We start from the raw sequence: 22570 nt of genomic DNA on the forward strand, positions 1-22570 counted from the left end.
ATTGTGGTTGAAAAATTGAGGGGTGAAATGTTTATGCTCACCTTTTTGCGACTACGATCCCCACACAGATTCACCAATTTCTCAGTAACCTGTTAAAAATAAAAGCCTTTACGCCATAGGTTATGTACCTAACCGCGTACCAGCACGCCTGCGCTGAATTTGAGCGGCAAGGGGTGGCCGGAGCCCGGGTTTGATACCGAAGTTGGCGGTGAAAGCAGTGGGATAAAGGAAGGGGCGGTATCAGGGGGCATCCCCGAGTAGCCCGGACGAGGAGCATCAGTACCGACTCCTGGGACGTTCCCGGCGTCACTTTGTTCGGCCGGGCTACCCGAAGATACTTTTGTCAGCAATCTGAACCCAGCGATAGGCTGGATTTTTTAGGGGGCGGTGTTGATGTTGGAAAATGTCGAACTCAAGAATACTTTTGCGAAGAGTACCATTTTTTCAAAAAATTGAGTTATTGATGGCAGTCTGCTTTGAGCAAAGAGAAGACGATAAACGCAGTTGACGTGGCAAGAAAAAGTATTCTCAATGTGTACTTGCAGACTGCAATTTATGTTTAGATGAACATCCGAAATAAGAGTTTAAATTTTATTTAAGAGGGAAGATATGCGTACTCGCCCAGCCTCTCGATTGATAGTCCTTTCACCTGAAAATCATGTTCTGCTCTTCAGGTTCTGCCATAAAGATGATGCTCTGGAAGGGAAAACATACTGGGCAACGCCAGGGGGAGGACTTGAGCACAACGAGTCTTTTGAGCAGGCGGCGTTACGTGAATTATTTGAAGAAACGGGCCTGAAAAGAAGAACTACAGGACCACAAATAGCCTCCAGAACCTTCCCTATGATGCTGCCAAGTGGTGAAAACGTTCTTGCTGAAGAACGTTTCTTTATTATTAGTGCAGATAAATCAGATATTGACCGATCAGGTTGGAGTAACAACGAAAAAGAAGTCATTCGCGATCACTACTGGTGGAACTTAGAAGAGCTCAGACAGACCAATGAAATCATCTTCCCACTCGATTTGATAATTAACATACTTGAAGGCTTTCCCAGCACTTAACCCTCTGAACGGCTTGGATTTCGCTTCTGGAATGAAGCGGCCCTTGAAGAGTCGTGAAGTCTACTGATAATACTGGCACCCAGGCCCATAAACTTCACTTCATCGACAAATGGCGTAAAACGTGAAGCGGATTGTTGCAAAAAAGGCGTCTTCAATATGAATCCCTATGAAAATCAATACAGGCAACTGATAGCAAACGGAGCTGTCGCTTGGGCTGACGAAGGTTATATTAGGGCAAAAAAACAGCAGGAAAAAATCTTTCATTGGCTCAATTTACATCACTATTTACCCCGCTCAGGTGCGCCGGTACTTGAAATGGGGTGTGGTAACGGAGCTATGGCATCACAGTCCCTTGCTGAACGAGGGTATTCTGTGTGGGGTGTGGATTTTTCTGAGACTGCTATCAGATGGGCAGAAAAGCGTTTTCAGCAAGCTGGTATCTCCGCACAATTTTTTGTCGGAAATGTTTGCTGTATACATCAATGTAAGGACTCAACGTTTGAGTTGATTATTGACGGCAGTTGTTTGCATTGCCTGATAGATAATGACCGGGTTCTCTTTTTCGCAGAGGTGAAGAGATTGCTCAAATCCGGAGGTCGTTTTGTGATCAGTTCCATGTGCGGAACCCCCGGTTATTCGGCCGACATTAGTTCTTATGATCCGGTCAGGCACCATTTAGTGAAAGATGGTCAACCCTGGCGTACTCTGAAACCACTCCCGGCTTTAATTGATGAGATACAGAAAGCACAATTTAACGTGCTTGCAATAAGAGTGAATAACAATGCGTGGTGGGATCATGCCACACTGGTATGTTCGGTGAATTCATCACTCGGTGATTTGCAACAAGTATCGAGTGGTTAAAAGCTGACTTTGGATCCGCTTTGAGCAAGAGGCGGACATCAGCGGCAATTTTACTCAGGATTCTATATCCTCAGAGAATATCACTGCCTGATCATCAAAACTAAACTGTCTCAAGCATGGAATAAGACAAATGAATATAAGGACAAGATTAGCTCTATCCACTGATATAGAGGGTATTTTTGAAGTCAGAACTTCGGTTAAAGAAAATCATCTCAGTCGAGAAGAAATGGAGCAGATGGGAATTACCGAGAGCGTTGTCACCGATATGATTGAGAAAAGTCATTGCGCATGGGTTGCCGTAGATGACGGAAAAGTGATTGGTTTCTCGATGATTTTGCCAGATGAAGGATGTCTTTTTGCGGTCTTTGTTCTCCCTGAATATGAAGGCAGAGGTGTAGGTCGCAGCCTTGTTGACCTCGCAGAGCAGGAATTATTCAAACACCATAAGGCAGTCTGGCTTGAAACCGACAAAAATAGTCGTGCGGCAAAATTTTACATGCGACTGGGCTGGGTTAAAAAAGAAAATATTAGTGAATCTGATATTAGATTGGAGAAACCCCGCTGCGTTTAAGCAAAGATCCTCTTCTTTAATATCCGCTGCTGGCACGCAGCGGATATTGCTGACTGAGCTGAAGGTCCGCTGTGAGCGAAGAGCAGACTTTTCATTTTCACGAATTGAAATACGGTTCACTTTGAAAACCATTAACTTTAATAACGTTTAAGCTATCAATATTTGATGCTCTGGGTTGATTATGCATGTAATGCACACTAATGGAGATATGTGTTCTTGCGGTATCAAACACAGCCTTATCAAGTCGATTAACAAAACCGAAAACATCTTCAAAATCAAGTGTGTTAAGTAAAGTTAAAAGATCCTCCAAGTTGCTTCTTCTGTCCATATGGCCAGCCAGTTTATTGCGAATATTCCGCAAATTTCTGTATGTGGCTAATAAGCTGGAATCTTGTCGTAAACTAACTAAGGCAGAGACATCTCCTGTATCCGTAGCTTGCAATACCTCATGCAGTCCATCAATGGAATAGCTATTATGAATATCTTTAAAAATGCAGTCGAACATATTAACGGCATGTAAAACATAATCAATCTTCGCATTGTTAGCAACAAAGGTCATTTCATGAAAATAAACAAGATTCGAAATAAAATAATTTGATAAAAAACTAAGCTGCTTTGAGCTATTATATCTGTAAAATATAGAGGATATAGGACCGGAGGAGATTTCAGATATCTGGTCTTTCTGCGCGCAGAGAAAATTATTGCTTACTCTAAAACCAGAAAAATAATCCTCCTCAACCTTTTTTAATATTGCTTTTGTTAGCTGAAATATGTTGTTGCGTAACCTGTGATTAGTTAATTCCGGAAAAGTGCTTTTATCCAGAGTGGCATGGGCGCTCATAAAGGATATCATTTGTTCAATTAAACTGCTATTTATCAAGTTTGTTGCATTAAAGGCATTAAAAAAATCACCTTCTTGTTTATGAGCAAGAAAAACATCTCTGATTGGCCGGATAGCGTTAAATTGACGATTTCCCGTTAAATCTTCAAAAGACATGCAATTTAGTATGATTTTAAATGCTAAAAATCGTCTTAAGCAGTCATTATTTGTAAGGCGGGTAAATTCTTTATATAGTAAAGATGATTTTAATAAAAAGCAGAGTTTTTCTTCCATTCCTGTGGCTCCTTCAAATTAACTCGCTATCTGTTAAGGTTACGCATGATTGGCGAGTTGTTAAACTCATGTTGTCCTGGGTGTTGAACAGTTTATTAATTTCTTTTACCAACACAATCCATTAACTCACAAAGCGACGAAAATTGAAAATAAGACCAGAACGGAAAGCGTCCGTTCCTGGCACTGGGCGGACGTTCCGCGTAGCATTTTACCATTATTACTGGTTATTCAATTCCCACTCAATACAGTCAGTCATCATAGGAATAAAATTTTCACAAGATGAAGAAAAAATATCGACAAATTTTGATTTGTAACTTTCTGGAACATGCCAATCTTGAGGGATGCTATCTACGATAGATTGATAATAATCAACTGGTATTTCACGTATTCTATTCATCCACAATGAATACCCCTCTAAATCATGGAGATTTCCACGATGATATGGCGATGATTCAGTAAATAATTGATTAGGACTCCAGATAAGACCATCCTCACCCCATGTACTACCATTATTATCTACAAAGGCAATGCCAGCATCCATAAATAGCAATTTATCATTTAACAACTTGCAAGTGTCATTTTTTACATCACCTATCGATAACCAATTATCAAATATTGATTTCCCATACAGGTCACTCAACTGGTCGTTACTATATTGATAATTTTCAGGTAACTCTTGTATATCATGTATGAATTCATATGCAATAACACATGAAATTGATGTTTTCAGTTCACTTCTTACATTTTCAGAAAGTTGCGCAATATGGCCTTTTGGCCAAGGTAACTCTATTTTTTCGGCTAATTTAAAAGCCACATACTCATTAAATAATGCTTTAAATTCATGTCCGGATTCGTTTAAATATGTTTTTACAAACCACTCTGCCCCTAACTCATCAGTACCTATAAAAGGATGAGAATGACTTATCGACTTTTCCAGCTTATCGCTAATGGCATTAATTGTTATCACGGGAATCTCAAATAATCATAAAATGATACATTAATTATAATTGGATAACCAAGAGCAGTCCAAACAATTTCTAGCGATTAGCTGATTACCTGCATATTAGCGTTTTGTTGATTTTTGATGTCCGCTTCTGGCACGGAGCAGACCGCCTGCGTTGCCGCGAGGTCTGCTTTGAGCTGCGGACGTTGGCAAGGTCTTACATACATCGTGGAGGTTTGAGCAGCAATAGTGCGCTCGAGAGGCGGTGACAGTTCCTTCCAGCAACCCCAAAATAGCTCAACCACAAAAAACAACCCGTTTGATTTTTCGCCGCTTTAACGAGAGAATCCTCATCAAATACATGGGATAAGGAAGAAACGGAATGTTCACGCTTTACAAGAGGTGGGATGCCGAGCGAGAGCTGGCTCCCAGTGATATTCAGTTCATTCTGTCGCCACGAGATGCGCTGAATATGGCGAGCATTTTTTACGAACTGGATTACCTGAAATACGACCAGCGCAACCGCATTCTGCCTCACAGCGTCCCGAAGCGGCTGAGAGGGTATACCACCGATTTGCGACACAACCCTACAAACGCAAGCGTCTTAGCGAATACGACGGACTCTATGATGAGGTGAAATGGGATCTGGAGCACGGCTGGATGGTTGGCGTTAACACCAAAGAAAAATGGGACCACTTCCGCAATCCGTTCTATTTCGATGATGACAGTAATCTGATTTACGACTGCTTTATGGATACCTACAGCGAGTGTTTTCAGCAGGCAGTGCGTCAACTCTACGAATATACCCTCAACGAGCATCAGGGAAGAAAGCCACTTCCAACCATTAAACATCACTATTCCGATGCCCCAATACAGTACGCCCCAGCGGGTAAAACTATTAACAGTAAAGCAGTCGGGAGGCTTTTGGCGGCTGGCGGTATCTATAATGGCAACATTGAGGGATTCCGGCAGACAGCCGAACAGTTGGGTGGCGATGCTGTGAAGGGGTACGACGGTGTTCTTGACGGAACCACATCTGGGATGATGATAGCTGCGGCGTCACTGCTGGTTATTCGTAATCCGATGGCGGCAAAGGAATTGACAAGCTATCTGGGCAAATACAAAAAGGCCCACGTTCTGCTTGACGATATAAATGTGTCGGATCTGAACTATGTTCGTCGTGACCGCGCTGAATATACCGTGCTCCGTGGTGAATTTAACAGCTCCGTACGTTCAAGTTTCCTCAGATCGCTTTCCGATCACCCAGACGCAGTCTCAACGTTTGATTCCAACAATCTGCTGCGTCTCGCTGATGGTAAAGTACCGTCCGGGTGACAAGTTCACCACAAGATCCCCCTGGATGACAGCGGTACAAATGCCTGGGATAATCTGATACTGATCCAAAACTCGCCATATCACTCCGCGCTATCAAAGACGCAGGCGATAATCACCAAGGACCTCCCATACAACGCTAGCACTAACGTTTTATGGCCCTCGCCGAATGGCGTAATTTACCCGGTAGGAAAGTGAGAACACGATGAACGATACAAATAAGATGATTGGCACCTTCAATACGTTGATGGTTTCCAATAACTACCCGGTATCCTGCCCCGTCGCGCCTGACACCATGACGGACTTAATACGCAATTCTGCGCCAGCGGAGTGGGATGAAGTGAAACGCGGTGTTTACGCAGATGTTCAGCGCTTAGTGATAAATCGCACGGATTACGCTGATATGTTCAACATCATGGATGGGTTGGAGTACAACGGGCTCACTCTGTACAGCATGACACAGACGGAGAATGGCGAGCCGGTATGGTCAAATATCTACATCCAAAACATTGAGGTGCGCGACAATGAAATCTATGTTGATCCGAACCTCGCTGACAAAGTGGTGATAGGTGAGGATGGCATGTCCGTATTCGTGTACGCCCTCAAAGATGACCATTTCCAAATTAGGGATAAAGCCTCAACAGATTACGTTATTGAGGAGCACGGAACCTTTGGTGATCTACTGTCAGCACTTATCGTTACCGTAAAATAATATTTGCAGTGGCATACCTATTTCGCTTTCTGTTCTGGCGTGTAGTAAATACGCGTTCTTCGTTTCATGGCAACGTCCCCCTCGATTAAGGATAGCGTTGCATCGACCCGTTGAACTCACAGCACATAGCAGATAATCACCCCAACATACACAACCTGCAAATCACCATACGTGCCTCACAAGCAAAAAAAAGGCCGCCCAGCATAACCAGGCAGCCTTTTAATCTCAGATGCTCAGCAACTACGCCAGCACTAAATCACCCTGCGGGTGGCAGGAGCAGGCCAGTACGTAGCCTTCGGCGATTTCCGCATCGGTTAGCGTCATGGTGCTGGAAACCGTGTAGTTACCATCAACCACTTTGGTTTTGCAGCAGCCGCACACGCCTGCACGGCATGCGGCGACAACCGGCACTTTATTGCTTTCCAGTGCTTCCAGTAGCGTGCTGCCTACCGGCGCATAAAATTCTTTTGCCGGTTGTAGCTTGGTGAACTTCAGACCACTGGTGGCGGCTTCCGCTACCGGCGTGAAGAACTGTTCTTTAAAGAAGCGCGTTACGCCGAGCGCTTTCACTTCTTTTTCGACCAGATCCATGTACGGAGCAGGGCCGCAAGTCATCACGGTACGTGAAGTTAAGTCCGGTACGCTTTTCAGCAGGTCGGTGGTCAGTCGGCCAGAAACAAAGCCATGGGTGGCATTGTTTTCAGCGACCAGCGTCACCGGATACTCGCGCCATTCGTCGGCAAAAATGACATCTTCCGGCGAACGAACGTTAAAGATCACCTGCACATCGGCCTGCGGACGGTACTTCGCCAACCAGCGACGCATCGACATGATAGGCGTCACGCCACAGCCGGCCGCCAGCATCAGGAACTTGTCTTCTGCTTTATCTTCACAGGTAAACTCACCCATGGCATCAGACAGCCAGATATAGTCGCCGCGCTTCACGTCACGGGTTAGCCACTGTGAACCCGCACCGTCGTCAATGCGGCGGACGGTCAGCGTGATGTACTCGCTAACGCCTGGCGTTGAAGAGATGGTGTAGGCACGCAGCGTCTCCGCTGAGTTACGTACGCTGACCAGTGCATACTGCCCGGCACGATAAGGATAATAATCGTGGCACAGCAACGAAATCGTCCATACATCCGGCGTTTCCTGATGGATGTGATGAACCTGCATCCGCCACGGGCACTGATGGGTTGGCATTGTCATGACTTAACTCCTTACGCGCTCAGCAGCTGCTTCATGTCTTCTTCAACGGTGGTCACGGAACGCAGACCGAATTTCTCGTTGAGCACAGCCAGCAGGTCCGGCGTGAAGAAGCCCGGTGCAGTCGGGCCAGTGACGATATTTTTCACGCCCAGAGACAGCAGGGTCAGCAGAATAACAATCGCTTTCTGTTCGAACCAGGAGAGCACCAGAGACAGCGGCAGGTCGTTCACGCCACAGCCCAGTTTCTCAGCCAGGGTCACCGCCAGGATGATGGCAGAGTATGCATCGTTACACTGACCGGCATCAACCAGACGCGGCAGACCTTCGATATCACCGAAATCCAGTTTGTTGAAACGGTATTTACCACAAGCCAGGGTCAGGATCAGGCAGTCGTCCGGTACGCTGGTGGCGAAATCGGTGAAGTAGTTACGTTCGCCGCGTGCGCCATCGCAACCGCCGACCAGGAAGATGTGACGCAGTTTTTCGCGGCTCACCAGGTCGATCAGCGTATCAGCAGCACCCAGCAGCGTCTGACGACCGAAACCTACGGTGATCAGGTGTGGGATTTCGCTGTACGGGAAGCCTGCCATTTGTTGTGCCTGCGCGATAACCGGACCAAAGTTGTCGCCTTCGAGGTGGCTCACACCCGGCCAACCGACGATGCTACGGGTCCAGATGCGGTCGTCGTATGCACCAACGGTTGGATCGATGATGCAGTTAGAGGTCATCACGATTGGGCCAGGGAAGCGGGCGAACTCAACCTGCTGATTCTGCCAGCCGCTGCCGTAGTTACCGATCAGGTGTTTGAATTTACGCAGTTCCGGATAGCCGTGTGCTGGCAGCATTTCACCGTGGGTGTAGACGTTAACGCCGGTGCCTTCGGTCTGCTCCAGCAGATTGTATAAATCTTTCAGGTCGTGACCTGAAATCAGGATGCATTTACCTTCGGTCGCTTTAACGTTGACCTGAGTTGGGGTTGGGTGACCGTATTTGGTGGTTTCACCGGCATCCAGAATGCTCATCACTTTGAAGTTCATCTGGCCGATTTCCATAGAGCACTCCAGCAGAGCGTTCATATCGGAAGGCCAGGTACCCAGCCACGCCATGATTTTGTGGTACTGCGCGTAGATATCGTTGTCGTACTGACCCAGAACGTGCGCGTGCTCCATGTAAGCTGCCGCACCTTTCAGGCCGTACAGGCACAGCAGACGCAGGCCGAGAATGTTCTCGCCGATAGTCGCTTTGTCTTTGTTCGGGGTAAATTCAGCCGCCTGGCGCTGCAGGTCGCCCAAATCGTCGCTCACCAGCTGCAGGTCAGCCATTGGGTTTTCAACCGTTGCGTTGGCATCAATGTTCAGACACTGCGCTTTCAGGGCGTCACGCATGGCGATGGCTTCACGGGCATAGCCGACGATACGTGGGGAGTCGAAGTTAACGTTGGTCAGGGTAGAGAAGAATGCGCGCGGGGCAAAGTTATCCACTTCATGATCGATGATACCGTATTCACGCGCTTTAACAGCCCATGCAGACAGACCTTGTAGGGAAGCAATCAGCAGATCCTGCAGATCGGAGGTTTCTGCTGTTTTACCGCACATACCTTGCGCGTAAGAGCAGCCGTTCCCTGCCGGAGTACGGATGGTTTGTTCACATTGCACACAAAACATGGTCACACCTTTTAAAGTTATATTTAATATACATGTTTAAGATTATGCCTGCGCGCGAAGGGATTAAAGGGATTTCTGCTACAACTTGCAGGGAGATTGATTTAGCGCAATTTTGGCGGTAGGTGACTACCGCCAGAGGGGTATTTGTGCTGTATCAGGCGGAGAAAAAGGCCATCAATAAAGGCACTAGCAGACTAAGAATAAAGCCGTGAACGATGGCCGCAGGTACCATTTCCAGCCCGCCGCTGCGTTGTAAAACGGGTAGGGTGAAATCCATTGAGGTGGCGCCACACAGTCCTAATGCGGTGGAACGACTGCGGCCGACTAAGCCCGGAATCAGCATAATGGCGATCAGCTCACGAGCCAGATCGTTGAAGAAGGCGGCGCTGCCAATGACGGGACCGAATGACTCGGTCAACAGAATGCCGGACAGGGAATACCAGCCAAAACCCGAGGCCATCGCCAGCGCGGTTTTCAGCGGCAGTCCGAGGATCAGCGCATTAATCACGCCAGCCAGCATTGAACTTGCCACCACGACGACGGCCACAATCATCCCCCTACGATTCAGCACAATCTGTTTTAAGGTCATGCCGCTGTTACGCAGTTGGATACCGACCAGGAACAATAAAAAGATCAGCGTATATTCGCTGGCTTCGGTGGCGTGCTGTAAGAATGAGAACCCGGTGAGTCCCAGCAAAAACCCCAGCACAACAACGCCACAAAGTTGTAGCGACTCCAGCGCCATGGCAATGCGTGATGGCAGCTTTTCCTGCCGATGGTTGTGCCGCCAGGGAAGTGAACGCTCGAGCCACAACAGTGCGGCGATATTACATAGCAGAATGACCGTCACGCTGACCGATGAATAATGCAATATCGATAACAGATTGCTGGCGAGATTATCCAGAAACGCCAGACTGATACCCATAAAGAAGAGAATAAGGTAAACGATCCAACTCAACAGGCGATTGATGAGTTTTAATGCCGCTCTGTGCCTAAGCGGAATAAGATAGCCCACAATAAGTGGAATCAGAATGATTAACAGCCCTGAAAACATGAAAACCCGGTCCTTGCTGAGAAGTAAGACGAAATGCGCCACTATAGCCTAAATAATTCAAGTTGCAGGAAGGCGGCAAGGGAGTGAATCCCCGGGAGCGTACATAAGTACGTGACTGGGGGGAAAGAGCGCAGCCAACACATCTGCAACTTGAAGTATGACGGGTATACACACTACTGAAAGCAAAGAGGGGAGTAAAGTTGCAAATAAAAGGAAATAAAGCGGGGAGGAAAAGACCTGACGTAATGCCAGGTCTTTTTCGTTATCGATTAATCACGTTTTTCCAGCAGCGTGCGATAAATAAGGCCACCGATGATTCCGCCGATAATCGGCATAACCCAGAACAGCCACAGCTGTTGTAACGCCCAACCGCCCTGGAAGAGGGCTACCGCGGTGCTACGCGCCGGGTTTACAGAGGTGTTAGTCACCGGAATACTGATCAGGTGAATCAGGGTCAGTGCCAGACCAATAGCAATCGGTGCAAAGCCTGCCGGAGCATGTTTATCCGTGGCGCCATGGATCACTAACAAGAAACCTGCGGTCAGCACAATTTCAATAACAATGGCAGAAAGCATGGAATAACCGCCTGGCGAATGTTCGCCATAGCCGTTTGATGCAAAACCGCTGGCCGTGGCGTCAAAGCCTGCTTTACCGCTGGCGATCAGATACAGCACCGCTGCCGCAACAATCCCGCCGATAACTTGCGCAACAACATAACCAATCACGTCTTTTGCCGGGAAGCGACCGCCCGCCCACAGGCCTAATGTCACGGCCGGGTTAAAATGGCCGCCTGAAATATGTCCCACGGCGTATGCCATGGTTAATACTGTCAGACCGAATGCCAGTGCGACACCGGCAAAACCAATTCCTAACTCCGGGAATGCTGCGGCCAGCACGGCGCTTCCGCACCCACCAAACACAAGCCAAAACGTACCGAAGAATTCAGCTGCTAATTTCCTGAACATAACCACCTCAATTAAAAGTTCCGGGTTCGTTTTCCTGGCCCGGTATTTCATCGCTAAAAGGGACGATGATTAAAGAGCGTGTATTCTAGAAAAAAATATCATCCCTTTGCCACTTAAATTAATGAAAAAATTTGATTTAAGGCAATATGATGTGAATCCTTTTTGGTGTTGAGGTGAATACAGCATAGTTCAATTAGCGAAAAGCAAATGGTTGTCCCCTGTAATAATATCTGGCGTGAATTTAAAGAAGAATATTCTTATTTTTTTATTGTTCTGATTTCTGTCTGTGCGATCTCAGGTGTTCTGCACGCCAGCTTGACGCTATACTCCTGATAACTTGAAGGAAAAAGTTAGCATTTCCGGAGGCTATATGATTCTCGAACGCGTTGAGATTGTTGGGTTTCGTGGTATTAATCGGCTGTCGTTGATGCTGGAGCAGAACAACGTGCTGATTGGGGAGAACGCGTGGGGTAAGTCCAGCCTGCTGGATGCTCTGACCTTGCTGCTGTCACCGGAATCGGACTTGTATCATTTTGACCGTGAAGACTTCTGGTTTCCGCCGGGCGATATCCAGGGCCGGGAACATCATCTACATATTATTCTTACTTTTCGTGAATCGCAGCCGGGGCGTCATCGGGTGCGCCGCTATCGTCCGCTGGAGGCCTGCTGGTCTCCCTGTCACGATGACTATCACCGTATTTTCTATCGCCTGGAAGGCGAGTGTGCGGATGACGGTAGCGTCCTGACGCTGCGCAGTTTCCTTGATGGCGAAGGGCGTCCGCTCGCGCTCGACAATATTAACGACCTGGCTTGCCACCTCGTGCGTCTGATGCCGGTGTTGCGACTGCGCGATGCGCGTTTTATGCGGCGTATCCGCAACGGCACGGTGCCGAATATTGCAGAAGTCGAAGTGACCGCCCGCCAGCTGGATTTCCTGGCGCGTGAACTGGCAACCCGGCCACAAAATCTGACGGACGGCCAGATCCGCCAGGGGCTGTCGGCGATGGTACAACTGCTGGAACACTACTTTTCTGAACAAGGTGCGGGCCAGTCTCGCTATCGTCTGATGCGTCGGCGTTCCAATAATGAGCAGCGTAGCTGGCGCTATCTGGATATTATCAACCGGATGATTGATAAGCCTGGCGGACGTACGCATCGCGTGATCCTGCTGGGGCTGTTTTCAACGCTGCTCCAGGCCAAAGGTACGCTCAGGTTGGACAAAGACGCCCGTCCTTTGCTGTTGGTCGAAGATCCGGAAACGCGTTTGCACCCCATCATGTTGTCAGTGGCCTGGCAGTTGCTGAATCTGTTACCTCTGCAGCGTGTGGCGACCACCAACTCCGGTGAATTGCTGTCGCTTACCCCCGTTGAACATGTGGTGCGCCTGGTGCGTGAATCTTCCCGTGTCGCCGCCTGGCGTCTGGGACCTGGCGGTCTGAGCGCGGAAGACGGGCGGCGGATTGCCTTTCATATTCGCTTTAATCGCGCATCGTCATTATTTGCCCGCTGCTGGCTGCTGGTGGAAGGCGAAACGGAAACCTGGGTGATCAACGAACTGGCCCGTCAGTGCGGTCATCACTTTGATGCCGAAGGGATTAAAGTGATTGAATTTGCCCAGTCCGGGCTTAAGCCGCTGGTGAAATTTGCCCGGCGGATGGGAATAGAGTGGCACGTGTTGGTTGATGGCGATGAAGCCGGGAAAAAATATGCCGCCACCGTACGCAGTCTGCTGAGTAACGACCGCGAAGAAGAACGCGATCACCTGACAATGCTACCCGCGCTGGATATGGAGCACTTTATGTATCGCCAGGGCTTCTCAGACGTCTTTCACCGGGTGGCACAAATTCCGGAAAATGTGCCGATGAATATGCGTAAAATTATCTCCAAGGCGATTCATCGTTCGTCAAAACCGGATCTGGCGATTGAAGTGGCGATGGAAGCAGGGCGGCGCGGTGTTGATGCCGTCCCCACCCTGCTGCGTAAAATGTTTTCGCGCGTGCTGTGGCTGGCACGCGGACGTGCTGATTAGTGGCGGAACATCAGCGACAGTTGTTCGTGGATAGTGTCCAGTAATTGATAGCGGCGGCGATATTCTGCCCGCTTCTTACTGGCAATCTCCGACTCGCTTTTTCGTGCCAGCGTGCGTGGAATATGGTAATACCCGCGGCTGTCGTATTCACCGCCAACCGACGCCCAAAACGCATTATAGTCGGAGAGAATAACCTTATTTTTATCATGGTAACGTGGGCTGCGAAAGATATGCTGTTCATTGCTGACAGCCATCACGTTTTCTATATTCAACCGTTCGGCTAAACGACAAATCGCTTCCATCACAATCCGTTTTGGGAAAATTCCGTGACAGGACTTCGTTGCTTTTTGTGTTGTCTCGTGAGGCAATTGTGAATTGCCCTGCATGCCACCAATAAAAAGCGTACTTTTTCCGTGATATTCGCAGAACGTAAAGGTTATTTTAGTCAGAACATCTCCAGCGCCATTTTGTACCAGAATGGTACTTTCTCCCTCTTTGTCCAGTACCGGGAACATCATCATGGTGACGGTAAATATTTCGTCGTCTTTGCCTTTAATTTGTGCCAGTCGTAAGCCGCTATTACTTAACAATGCTTTAAATTCAGCAGGTAAAAATGTCTGGCGGATAACATGATAGTGAAAACGCACGGCATCTAAGCGCATTTTACGATCGAAGTTAGCGGCAAGGTAAGGGCGATGCAAACGAACTGGGATTCGGGGCTGGCGGGTGAGCAGGCTATCAAGATCCGGCCACTGAGCCAGTTCAGTCATCCATTCTCTGGTGAGGTGGGGTATTAGTAAAGAACGCCAGATAAACTTACGGCGAAAACTCCGTTTATCCCAGCATTGCCCGGGACGTAATTGACCACGGCTTAGGCTGTAAAAAAGGTTAAAGCTGGTGACAGGATTGCTGGAATGAAAAGTGCTTTCAGTTAGCTGACTCATAATATAAATCCGATGGAAGCCTGAGACGTATTTGTAGTAATTTCAGCACAGCGGATCTTAACCATTCATCAATAACTCTGTTATTCTTGGCGCTTTTCAACGGCTATTTATTTATCGTTGACGTTTAACACTCCACTCTGGTGGACGTTTTGGGGGAATTGGGACATTTATGAAGCTCAAGGGAAAAATCAAAAAACGCTATTTTATCTTCGCCGTCATCATTATTGTGGCGGTAATTGCACTTTGGCGAACGCTTAATGCGCCATTGCCGCAATATCAAACATTAATTGTGCGACCCGGCGATCTTCAGCAAAGTGTATTGGCAACCGGGAAGCTGGATGCGCTGCGTAAAGTTGACGTCGGGGCGCAGGTGAGCGGGCAGTTAAAAACGCTGTCCGTGGCGATTGGCGATAAAGTTAAAAAAGATCAGCTGCTTGGCGTTATTGATCCTGAGCAGGCGCAAAACCAGATCAAAGAAGTCGAAGCCACGCTGATGGAATTACGTGCCCAACGTATGCAGGCCGAGGCCGAGTGGAAACTGGCGCGGGTGACGCTTTCTCGCCAGCAACAGCTTGCGAAAACGCAGGCGGTTTCGCAGCAGGATCTCGATACAGCAGCCACGCAGATGGCGGTCAAACAGGCGCAAATTGGCACCATTGATGCACAAATTAAGCGTAATCAGGCTTCTCTTGATACGGCAAAAACGAACCTCGACTACACCCGTATTGTGGCGCCAATGGCTGGCGAAGTGACGCAAATTACCACCCTGCAGGGGCAAACCGTGATCGCCGCCCAGCAGGCACCTAACATTCTTACGCTGGCTGACATGAGCACCATGCTGGTTAAAGCCCAGGTTTCCGAGGCAGATGTCATTCACCTGCATCCAGGGCAAAAAGCCTGGTTTACCGTGCTGGGCGATCCGCAGACGCGCTACGAAGGTACGCTCAAAGATGTGCTGCCGACGCCTGAGAAAGTGAACGATGCGATTTTCTACTATGCCCGCTTCGAAGTACCCAACCCGAAAGGGATCCTGCGCCTGGATATGACCGCGCAGGTACATATCCAACTGACGGACGTCAAAAACGTCCTGACCATCCCGCTGGCGGCGCTGGGCGAGCCTGTTGGCGACAACCGCTATAACGTCAGGCTGCTGCGCAACGGCGAAACCCGCGAGCGCGAAGTTTCTATCGGCGCCCGTAACGATACCGATGTGGAAATCGTCAAAGGGCTGGAAGAGGGTGATGAAGTCATCATCAGCGAGGCGAAACCCGGAGCGGCACAATGACGGCGTTGCTTGAGCTGAGCCATATCCGCCGCAGCTACCCGTCAGGCGAAGGGCAGGTAGAGGTGCTAAAGGACGTCTCTTTGAGCATCCAGGCGGGTGAAATGGTGGCGATTGTCGGGGCGTCTGGTTCGGGGAAATCGACGCTGATGAATATCCTCGGCTGTCTGGATAAGCCTTCCAGCGGCACGTATCGGGTTGCGGGGCGTGACGTCTCCACGCTCGATAGTGATGCGTTAGCGCAACTGCGGCGCGAGCATTTCGGTTTTATTTTTCAGCGCTATCATTTGCTCTCGCATTTAACGGCGGCGCAAAACGTGGAGGTGCCAGCGGTCTATGCCGGAACCGAACGCAAGCAGCGTCTGGCGCGGGCACACGCGTTACTGCAGCGCCTGGGGTTGGGCGATCGTGTGGATTACCAACCTTCCCAGCTTTCCGGTGGCCAGCAGCAGCGCGTCAGTATTGCGCGTGCGCTGATGAACGGCGGACAGGTCATTCTCGCAGACGAACCTACCGGTGCGCTGGACAGCCATTCCGGCGAAGAGGTGATGGCCATTCTGCATCAGCTGCGCGATCGCGGGCATACGGTGATTATTGTCACCCACGACCCGCAGGTTGCGGCGCAGGCTGAACGGGTGATTGAAATTCGTGACGGTGAAATTGTGCGCAATCCACCGTCGCACAAAACAGCCAGCGGACACGGCATAACCGAACCTACGGTAACGACGGCATCCGGCTGGAGTCAGTTTGTCAGTGGTTTTCGCGAGGCGCTGACCATGGCCTGGCTGGCCATGGCTGCCAACAAGATGCGTACGTTGCTCACTATGCTGGGCATCATTATTGGTATCGCGTCGGTCGTGTCGATTGTGGTGGTCGGCGATGCAGCAAAACAGCTGGTACTGGCCGATATTCGCGCTATCGGCACAAATACTATTGATATCTATCCCGGCAAAGATTTTGGTGACGATGACCCGCAATATCAGCAAGCGCTGAAGTATGACGATCTGACGGCGATTCAGAAGCAACCGTGGGTCAGTTCCGTGACGCCTGCCGTGTCGAAGAACCTACGGCTGCGTTATGGCAACATCGACGTGGCAGCCAGCGCTAATGGCGTGAGCGGCGATTACTTCAATGTCTATGGTATGACGTTCAGCGAGGGAAACACCTTTAACACCGAGCAGTTAAATGGTCGGGCGCAGGTGGTGGTGCTGGACAGTAACACCCGACGCCAGTTGTTCCCGAATAAAGCGAAGGTGGTGGGAGAGGTCGTGCTGGTCGGCAATATGCCGGCCACCGTGATTGGTGTGGCGGAAGAGAAGCAGTCGATGTTTGGCAGCAGCAAAATTCTGCGGGTCTGGCTGCCTTACAGCACCATGTCCGGGCGCATTATGGGGCAATCGTGGCTGAACTCTATTACCGTTCGCGTGAAGGAAGGTTTTGACAGCACTCAGGCGGAGCAACAGCTTACCCGACTGCTGTCGTTGCGGCATGGTAAAAAAGATTTCTTCACCTGGAATATGGATGGCGTTCTGAAAACCGCTGAAAAAACCACGCGCACCTTACAACTGTTCCTGACGCTGGTGGCGGTCATTTCGCTGGTGGTGGGCGGGATCGGTGTGATGAATATTATGCTGGTTTCCGTCACCGAACGAACGCGTGAGATTGGCATTCGTATGGCGGTTGGCGCGCGCGCCAGTGATGTACTGCAGCAGTTTTTGATTGAAGCGGTGCTGGTGTGTCTCGTTGGTGGGGCGCTCGGTATCAGTTTATCGATGCTGATTGCTTTCACGCTACAGCTTTTCCTGCCCGGTTGGGAAATCGGATTCTCACCTTTCGCCCTGTTGACGGCTTTCCTGTGTTCAACGGCGACCGGAATTTTGTTCGGCTGGCTCCCGGCGCGCAACGCGGCAAGGCTGGACCCGGTGGATGCCCTGGCGCGGGAATAACGTGTTGTATTGAAAAAGAAATAAAAATGCCAGCTCTGGGGGCTGGCATTTTGTCTGCAGGATGTACACAATGAGACAGAAGAGCTATGCGGCAGCTTCTGCTTCAAGTACGGGCACAATAAGACTGGCGTGATTGCCTTTTGGACCCTGGTGGACATCAAACTGGACAGATTGTCCGGCTTTTAGCGTTCTGTAACCATCCATCTGAATGGTGGAGTAATGAGCGAAGATATCTTCGCCGCCGCCTTCAGGGCAGATGAAACCGAACCCTTTGGCATTGTTGAACCACTTAACAGTACCCGTTTCCATACTTCGACATCCTTCGTAAATCTTATATAAGTAAGATGGAATGAACCGGTGGCGGAGTGGGGGCTGTTCAAAACCTCGCCAACTCTCGAGACTACAATTTAGAGAAATCAGGCGGGGCGTCAAGCGCCAGACGGGCGGAATCGGGTAAAAATGCATCAAAATTTGAAGCAGTTAACGCTATTGTCGGATATGTGACAGATGTCGCGGATGACACTGATAGATGATAGTTATCTAATAATTGAGGTAGATTGATTGTGCGCATAGGCTCTTGTCAGCGGCAAGTTATTCTGCCGGTAACCGTAACTGAAGATGACGACTGACAATGGGTAAGACGAACGACTGGCTGGATTTCGATCTGCTGGCGGAAGATAAATTGCGCGACGCGCTAAAACCGCCATCTATGTATAAAGTGATATTAGTCAATGATGATTACACTCCGATGGAGTTTGTTATTGACGTGTTACAAAAATTCTTTTCTTATGATGTAGAACGTGCAACGCAACTGATGCTTGCTGTTCACTATCAAGGTAAGGCTATTTGCGGCGTATTTACTGCCGAAGTGGCTGAGACCAAAGTGGCGATGGTGAACAAATATGCGAGGGAGAACGAGCATCCGTTGCTATGTACGCTGGAAAAAGCCTGAATCAGGCATAAACATTGGGGGAGGTGCCTATGCTCAATCAAGAACTGGAACTCAGTTTAAACATGGCTTTCGCCAGAGCGCGCGAGCACCGACATGAGTTTATGACCGTCGAGCACTTGTTACTGGCGTTGCTCAGTAACCCATCGGCCCGCGAAGCGCTGGAAGCGTGTTCTGTGGACCTGGTGGCGCTCCGTCAGGAACTCGAAGCCTTCATTGAACAAACCACTCCCGTATTGCCTGAGAGCGAAGAAGAGCGCGACACGCAGCCGACGTTGAGTTTTCAGCGTGTGCTGCAACGCGCGGTCTTCCATGTTCAGTCCTCGGGGCGTAATGAAGTGACGGGCGCCAATGTACTGGTTGCCATCTTCAGCGAGCAGGAATCCCAGGCGGCCTATCTGCTGCGCAAGCATGAAGTTAGCCGACTGGACGTGGTGAATTTTATTTCTCATGGCACGCGCAAAGACGAACCGAGTCAGTCTGCTGACTCCGGTAATCAGCCAAATAACGAAGAGCAAGCTGGCGGGGAGGATCGTATGGAGAACTTCACCACTAACCTTAACCAGCTCGCTCGCGTGGGTGGGATTGACCCGCTCATTGGCCGCGAAAAAGAGCTGGAGCGGGCTATTCAGGTACTGTGCCGTCGTCGTAAAAACAACCCGCTGCTGGTCGGTGAGTCTGGCGTCGGTAAAACCGCGATTGCCGAAGGTCTGGCCTGGCGTATTGTCCAGGGCGATGTGCCGGAAGTGATGGCCGACTGCACGCTTTACTCCCTGGATATTGGTTCGCTGCTGGCGGGCACCAAATACCGCGGGGATTTCGAAAAACGCTTTAAAGCGCTGCTGAAACAGCTGGAACAGGATACCAACAGCATTCTGTTTATCGATGAGATCCACACCATTATCGGTGCGGGTGCGGCATCGGGCGGCCAGGTGGATGCGGCAAACCTGATCAAACCGCTGCTCTCAAGCGGTAAGATCCGCGTGATTGGCTCAACCACTTACCAGGAGTTCAGTAACATTTTCGAGAAAGACCGTGCGTTAGCGCGTCGCTTCCAGAAAATTGATATTACGGAACCGTCGGTGGAAGAGACCGTGCAGATCATCAACGGGCTGAAACCGAAATACGAAGCGCACCATGACGTTCGCTACACCGCCAAAGCGGTACGTGCGGCGGTGGAACTGGCGGTGAAATACATCAACGATCGTCACCTGCCGGATAAAGCGATTGACGTGATCGATGAAGCGGGCGCGCGTGCGCGTCTGATGCCGATCAGTAAGCGTAAGAAAACCGTCAACGTGGCGGATATCGAGTCCGTGGTAGCCCGCATAGCGCGGATCCCGGAGAAGAGCGTGTCGCAAAGCGATCGCGATACGCTGAAGAATCTGGGTAACCGTCTGAAAATGCTGGTATTCGGACAGGATAAAGCCATTGAGGCGCTGACCGAAGCCATCAAGATGAGCCGTGCTGGCCTGGGCCACGAGCACAAACCTGTGGGATCGTTCCTGTTTGCCGGTCCGACTGGTGTCGGGAAAACCGAAGTGACGGTGCAGTTGTCCAAAGCGCTGGGCATTGAACTGCTGCGTTTTGATATGTCTGAGTATATGGAACGCCACACCGTCAGCCGTCTGATTGGTGCGCCTCCGGGATATGTCGGCTATGACCAGGGTGGTTTGCTGACCGATGCGGTCATTAAGCATCCGCACGCGGTGCTGCTGCTGGATGAAATTGAGAAAGCGCACCCGGATGTCTTCAACCTGCTGCTGCAGGTGATGGACAACGGTACGCTGACCGACAATAACGGGCGCAAAGCGGATTTCCGCAACGTGGTGCTGGTGATGACCACCAACGCCGGGGTGCGTGAAACCGAACGTAAATCGATTGGCCTTATTCATCAGGACAACAGCACTGATGCGATGGGGGAAATCAAAAAAGTATTTACGCCGGAGTTCCGTAACCGTCTCGACAACATTATCTGGTTCGATCACCTCTCTACCGAGGTAATCCATCAGGTGGTCGATAAATTTATTGTTGAGCTTCAGGTGCAGCTGGATCAGAAAGGCGTCTCTCTGGAAGTGAGTCAGGAAGCGCGTGACTGGCTGGCAGAGAAAGGCTATGACCGTGCAATGGGCGCACGTCCGATGACGCGTGTAGTCCAGGATAACCTGAAGAAACCACTGGCCAACGAACTGTTGTTCGGTTCGCTGATTGACGGCGGACAGGTGACCGTAGCGCTGGATAAAGAGAAAAATGAGCTGACCTATGGCTTCCAGAGTGCACAAAAGCACAAGCCAGAAGCCGCACATTAATCTTCTATCGCTTCACAGACCGGGCGTAATGCCCGGTTTTTTTTCGCCTGGTTTTCGGAACGGTAGATTACAGACAAAAAATAAGCCTGCGTAAGGGAGATTACGCAGGCTAAGGAGGTGGTTCCTGGTACAGCTAGCATTTATGGGTTATGTTTTTCAGCGAAACGGATAATACCCTTATTGAACGAAGCGGTATGTGATCGATTTCTAAGAATCTTCCGAACGCTGAAAAATAACCGTAACTAACTACTTATCATGCGGGTTGCGCGTGGACTCACCGGCAAAATTACGCATTAACAATGCATAATTCAGATCGATATCTTCCGGGACCGGCATCCAGACGGTGTAACCGTCGCCCGGCGCCACAGGCATCGCTTCGCCTTTGGCATTTTCCATCTGCTCGAGCGTGAAATTGACGTTGCCCTGCGGGGTCATCAGCTCCAGGCTGTCACCGACGGTGAATTTATTTTTCACGATAACCGCAGCCAGTTCACCTTTACGCTCACCGGTGAATTCACCGACAAACTGCTGGCGTTCGGAAACGGAGAAACCGTACTCGTAGTTCTGATAGTCGTCATGCGTATGGCGACGCAGGAAACCTTCTGTATAACCGCGATGCGCCAGGCCTTCCAGCGTTTCCAGCAGCTGCGGGTCGAACGGTTTACCGGCTGCGGCATCGTCAATTGCTTTACGATACACCTGCGCGGTACGTGCGCAGTAGTAATAAGACTTGGTGCGACCTTCGATTTTCAGCGAGTGCACACCCATTTGGGTCAGACGCTCAACGTGGGCAATGGCGCGTAAATCTTTGGAGTTCATGATGTAGGTGCCGTGTTCGTCTTCGAACGCGGTCATGTACTCGCCCGGACGCTGGGCTTCTTCGAGCATAAACACTTTGTCCGTTGGCGCGCCAATACCCAGCGTCGGCTCAACGTTTTGTACCGGGATAGGCTCGTACTTGTGCACGATGTTACCCACCACATCTTCTTTGCCTTCCTGCACGTTGTATTCCCAGCGACAGGCATTGGTGCAGGTTCCCTGGTTTGGGTCACGCTTGTTGATGTAACCGGAGAGCAGGCAGCGGCCGGAGTAGGCCATGCACAGTGCGCCGTGAACGAAGATTTCAAGCTCCATATCCGGCACCTGGGTGCGGATCTCTTCGATTTCTTCCAGCGACAGTTCGCGGGACAGGATCACGCGGGTCAGCCCCATCTGTTTCCAGAATTTTACCGTCGCCCAGTTTACGGCGTTCGCCTGTACTGACAGGTGAATATCCATGTCCGGGAAGTTTTCACGCACCAACATAATCAGACCTGGATCGGACATGATTAATGCATCCGGCCCCATTTCCACCACCGGCTTCAGGTCACGAATGAAGGTTTTCAACTTGGCGTTGTGTGGCGCAATATTGACCACTACATAGAATTTTTTACCCAGTTCATGGGCTTCATTGATGCCGAGCTGTAAGTTTTCGTGGTTGAATTCGTTGTTGCGTACGCGCAGGGAGTAACGTGGTTGGCCCGCGTAGACGGCATCTGCGCCATAGGCAAAAGCGTAACGCATGTTCTTCAGCGTTCCCGCCGGGGAAAGGAGTTCCGGTTTAAACATAATTTTCTCGTTCTGA

General features: G+C 49.8%; 19 protein-coding genes and 1 pseudogene. 10 read left to right on the forward strand and 10 right to left on the reverse strand.

Annotated features, from left to right (window positions below):
• Positions 1–128 precede the first annotated feature (128 nt).
• Positions 129–350, reverse strand: coding sequence for a hypothetical protein (locus FCH32_RS02605; RefSeq protein ID WP_174360438.1), 222 nt, complete (start codon positions 348–350; stop codon positions 129–131).
• Positions 351–609: 259 nt separating this feature from the next.
• On the opposite strand from FCH32_RS02605, the gene FCH32_RS02610 reads away from it, so the two are divergent.
• From FCH32_RS02610 to FCH32_RS02620, 3 genes are all read left to right on the forward strand, one after another.
• Positions 610–1062, forward strand: a complete 453-nt coding sequence (locus FCH32_RS02610; RefSeq protein WP_135911762.1) for an NUDIX hydrolase — start codon at positions 610–612, stop codon at positions 1060–1062.
• Between the two features lie 156 nt (positions 1063–1218).
• Entirely contained in the window at positions 1219–1923 is a 705-nt protein-coding gene (locus FCH32_RS02615) for a class I SAM-dependent methyltransferase (RefSeq protein ID WP_174360439.1), read from the forward strand.
• Positions 1924–2053: 130 nt separating this feature from the next.
• On the forward strand, positions 2054–2494 hold the full coding sequence (locus FCH32_RS02620; protein ID WP_115258074.1) for a GNAT family N-acetyltransferase: 441 nt from the start codon (positions 2054–2056) through the stop codon (positions 2492–2494).
• A gap of 97 nt (positions 2495–2591) precedes the next feature.
• On the opposite strand, the gene FCH32_RS02625 is transcribed toward FCH32_RS02620, so the two are convergent.
• Complete coding sequence (locus FCH32_RS02625; RefSeq protein ID WP_174360440.1) at positions 2592–3608, reverse strand: hypothetical protein; 1017 nt, start codon at positions 3606–3608, stop codon at positions 2592–2594.
• Between the two features lie 217 nt (positions 3609–3825).
• Positions 3826–4575: a HipA family kinase gene (locus FCH32_RS02630; protein ID WP_174360441.1), complete on the reverse strand. Its 750-nt coding sequence runs from the start codon at positions 4573–4575 to the stop codon at positions 3826–3828.
• A gap of 358 nt (positions 4576–4933) precedes the next feature.
• Between FCH32_RS02630 and FCH32_RS02635 the strand changes: the two are divergent.
• Both FCH32_RS02635 and FCH32_RS02640 read left to right on the forward strand, forming a co-directional pair.
• A pseudogene (locus FCH32_RS02635) lies at positions 4934–6081 on the forward strand (DUF8093 domain-containing protein).
• A 7-nt stretch (positions 6082–6088) separates the two neighbouring features.
• Positions 6089–6595, forward strand: a complete 507-nt coding sequence (locus tag FCH32_RS02640) for a YrhA family protein (RefSeq protein ID WP_174360442.1) — start codon at positions 6089–6091, stop codon at positions 6593–6595.
• 240 nt (positions 6596–6835) lie between these two features.
• Here the strand turns inward: FCH32_RS02640 and hcr are convergent, their stop codons facing one another.
• The 4 genes from hcr to aqpZ all read right to left on the reverse strand — a co-directional run bounded on the left by hcr (position 6836) and on the right by aqpZ (position 11487).
• A complete protein-coding gene (gene hcr / locus FCH32_RS02645; protein ID WP_096756555.1) occupies positions 6836–7804 on the reverse strand; it encodes an NADH oxidoreductase in 969 nt (322 codons plus the stop codon).
• An 11-nt stretch (positions 7805–7815) separates the two neighbouring features.
• Positions 7816–9468, reverse strand: coding sequence for a hydroxylamine reductase (gene hcp / locus FCH32_RS02650; RefSeq protein ID WP_096756556.1), 1653 nt, complete (start codon positions 9466–9468; stop codon positions 7816–7818).
• 154 nt (positions 9469–9622) lie between these two features.
• On the reverse strand, positions 9623–10522 hold the full coding sequence (locus FCH32_RS02655; RefSeq protein ID WP_174360443.1) for a LysO family transporter: 900 nt from the start codon (positions 10520–10522) through the stop codon (positions 9623–9625).
• 269 nt (positions 10523–10791) lie between these two features.
• The gene (gene aqpZ, locus FCH32_RS02660) at positions 10792–11487 is read right to left on the reverse strand and encodes an aquaporin Z (protein ID WP_168246947.1); all 696 of its coding nucleotides are present in this window, start codon (positions 11485–11487) and stop codon (positions 10792–10794) included.
• Between the two features lie 370 nt (positions 11488–11857).
• On the opposite strand from aqpZ, the gene FCH32_RS02665 reads away from it, so the two are divergent.
• Entirely contained in the window at positions 11858–13516 is a 1659-nt protein-coding gene (locus tag FCH32_RS02665) for an ATP-dependent endonuclease (RefSeq protein WP_096756559.1), read from the forward strand.
• Here the strand turns inward: FCH32_RS02665 and FCH32_RS02670 are convergent.
• Positions 13513–14460: a VirK/YbjX family protein gene (locus tag FCH32_RS02670; protein WP_174360444.1), complete on the reverse strand. Its 948-nt coding sequence runs from the start codon at positions 14458–14460 to the stop codon at positions 13513–13515. The two genes, FCH32_RS02665 and FCH32_RS02670, sit on opposite strands and share 4 nt — an antisense overlap.
• Positions 14461–14629: 169 nt before the next feature.
• Here FCH32_RS02670 and macA point away from each other — a divergent pair, with 169 nt between their 5' ends.
• Entirely contained in the window at positions 14630–15745 is a 1116-nt protein-coding gene (gene macA / locus FCH32_RS02675) for a macrolide transporter subunit MacA (protein WP_115258079.1), read from the forward strand.
• The gene (macB, locus tag FCH32_RS02680) at positions 15742–17688 is read left to right on the forward strand and encodes a macrolide ABC transporter ATP-binding protein/permease MacB (RefSeq protein WP_117343262.1); all 1947 of its coding nucleotides are present in this window, start codon (positions 15742–15744) and stop codon (positions 17686–17688) included. Before macA ends, macB begins: the two co-directional genes overlap by 4 nt.
• An 84-nt stretch (positions 17689–17772) precedes the next feature.
• Here the strand turns inward: macB and cspD are convergent, their stop codons facing one another.
• Positions 17773–17997 (reverse strand): cold shock-like protein CspD, encoded by a 225-nt coding sequence (cspD, locus tag FCH32_RS02685; protein ID WP_174360445.1) that lies wholly within the window; start codon positions 17995–17997, stop codon positions 17773–17775.
• 322 nt (positions 17998–18319) lie between these two features.
• Here cspD and clpS point away from each other — a divergent pair, with 322 nt between their 5' ends.
• Complete coding sequence (clpS, locus tag FCH32_RS02690) at positions 18320–18640, forward strand: ATP-dependent Clp protease adapter ClpS (protein ID WP_003036810.1); 321 nt, start codon at positions 18320–18322, stop codon at positions 18638–18640.
• A gap of 29 nt (positions 18641–18669) precedes the next feature.
• Positions 18670–20946, forward strand: a complete 2277-nt coding sequence (clpA, locus tag FCH32_RS02695; RefSeq protein ID WP_153879920.1) for an ATP-dependent Clp protease ATP-binding subunit ClpA — start codon at positions 18670–18672, stop codon at positions 20944–20946.
• Positions 20947–21192: 246 nt separating this feature from the next.
• Here clpA and trhP read toward each other — a convergent pair whose 3' ends face one another.
• Positions 21193–22554, reverse strand: coding sequence for a prephenate-dependent tRNA uridine(34) hydroxylase TrhP (trhP, locus tag FCH32_RS02700; RefSeq protein WP_115258081.1), 1362 nt, complete (start codon positions 22552–22554; stop codon positions 21193–21195).
• Positions 22555–22570: the final 16 nt, after the last annotated feature.

Source organism: Citrobacter gillenii, from assembly GCF_013337685.1.
GTDB lineage: Bacteria > Pseudomonadota > Gammaproteobacteria > Enterobacterales > Enterobacteriaceae > Citrobacter > Citrobacter gillenii.

Bases quoted from the DNA above. Each gene is read 5' to 3' on its own strand.
- FCH32_RS02670 (WP_174360444.1), bottom strand. From the start codon at position 14,460: ATGAGTCAGCTAACTGAAAGCACTTTTCATTCCAGCAATCCTGTCACC.
- clpA (WP_153879920.1), top strand. From the start codon at position 18,670: ATGCTCAATCAAGAACTGGAACTCAGTTTAAACATGGCTTTCGCCAGA.
- FCH32_RS02620 (WP_115258074.1), top strand. From the start codon at position 2,054: ATGAATATAAGGACAAGATTAGCTCTATCCACTGATATAGAGGGTATT.
- clpS (WP_003036810.1), top strand. From the start codon at position 18,320: ATGGGTAAGACGAACGACTGGCTGGATTTCGATCTGCTGGCGGAAGAT.
- macA (WP_115258079.1), top strand. From the start codon at position 14,630: ATGAAGCTCAAGGGAAAAATCAAAAAACGCTATTTTATCTTCGCCGTC.
- FCH32_RS02625 (WP_174360440.1), bottom strand. From the start codon at position 3,608: ATGGAAGAAAAACTCTGCTTTTTATTAAAATCATCTTTACTATATAAA.
- trhP (WP_115258081.1), bottom strand. From the start codon at position 22,554: ATGTTTAAACCGGAACTCCTTTCCCCGGCGGGAACGCTGAAGAACATG.
- FCH32_RS02615 (WP_174360439.1), top strand. From the start codon at position 1,219: ATGAATCCCTATGAAAATCAATACAGGCAACTGATAGCAAACGGAGCT.
- cspD (WP_174360445.1), bottom strand. From the start codon at position 17,997: ATGGAAACGGGTACTGTTAAGTGGTTCAACAATGCCAAAGGGTTCGGT.
- macB (WP_117343262.1), top strand. From the start codon at position 15,742: ATGACGGCGTTGCTTGAGCTGAGCCATATCCGCCGCAGCTACCCGTCA.
- hcr (WP_096756555.1), bottom strand. From the start codon at position 7,804: ATGACAATGCCAACCCATCAGTGCCCGTGGCGGATGCAGGTTCATCAC.
- aqpZ (WP_168246947.1), bottom strand. From the start codon at position 11,487: ATGTTCAGGAAATTAGCAGCTGAATTCTTCGGTACGTTTTGGCTTGTG.
- FCH32_RS02640 (WP_174360442.1), top strand. From the start codon at position 6,089: ATGAACGATACAAATAAGATGATTGGCACCTTCAATACGTTGATGGTT.
- hcp (WP_096756556.1), bottom strand. From the start codon at position 9,468: ATGTTTTGTGTGCAATGTGAACAAACCATCCGTACTCCGGCAGGGAAC.
- FCH32_RS02610 (WP_135911762.1), top strand. From the start codon at position 610: ATGCGTACTCGCCCAGCCTCTCGATTGATAGTCCTTTCACCTGAAAAT.
- FCH32_RS02665 (WP_096756559.1), top strand. From the start codon at position 11,858: ATGATTCTCGAACGCGTTGAGATTGTTGGGTTTCGTGGTATTAATCGG.
- FCH32_RS02655 (WP_174360443.1), bottom strand. From the start codon at position 10,522: ATGTTTTCAGGGCTGTTAATCATTCTGATTCCACTTATTGTGGGCTAT.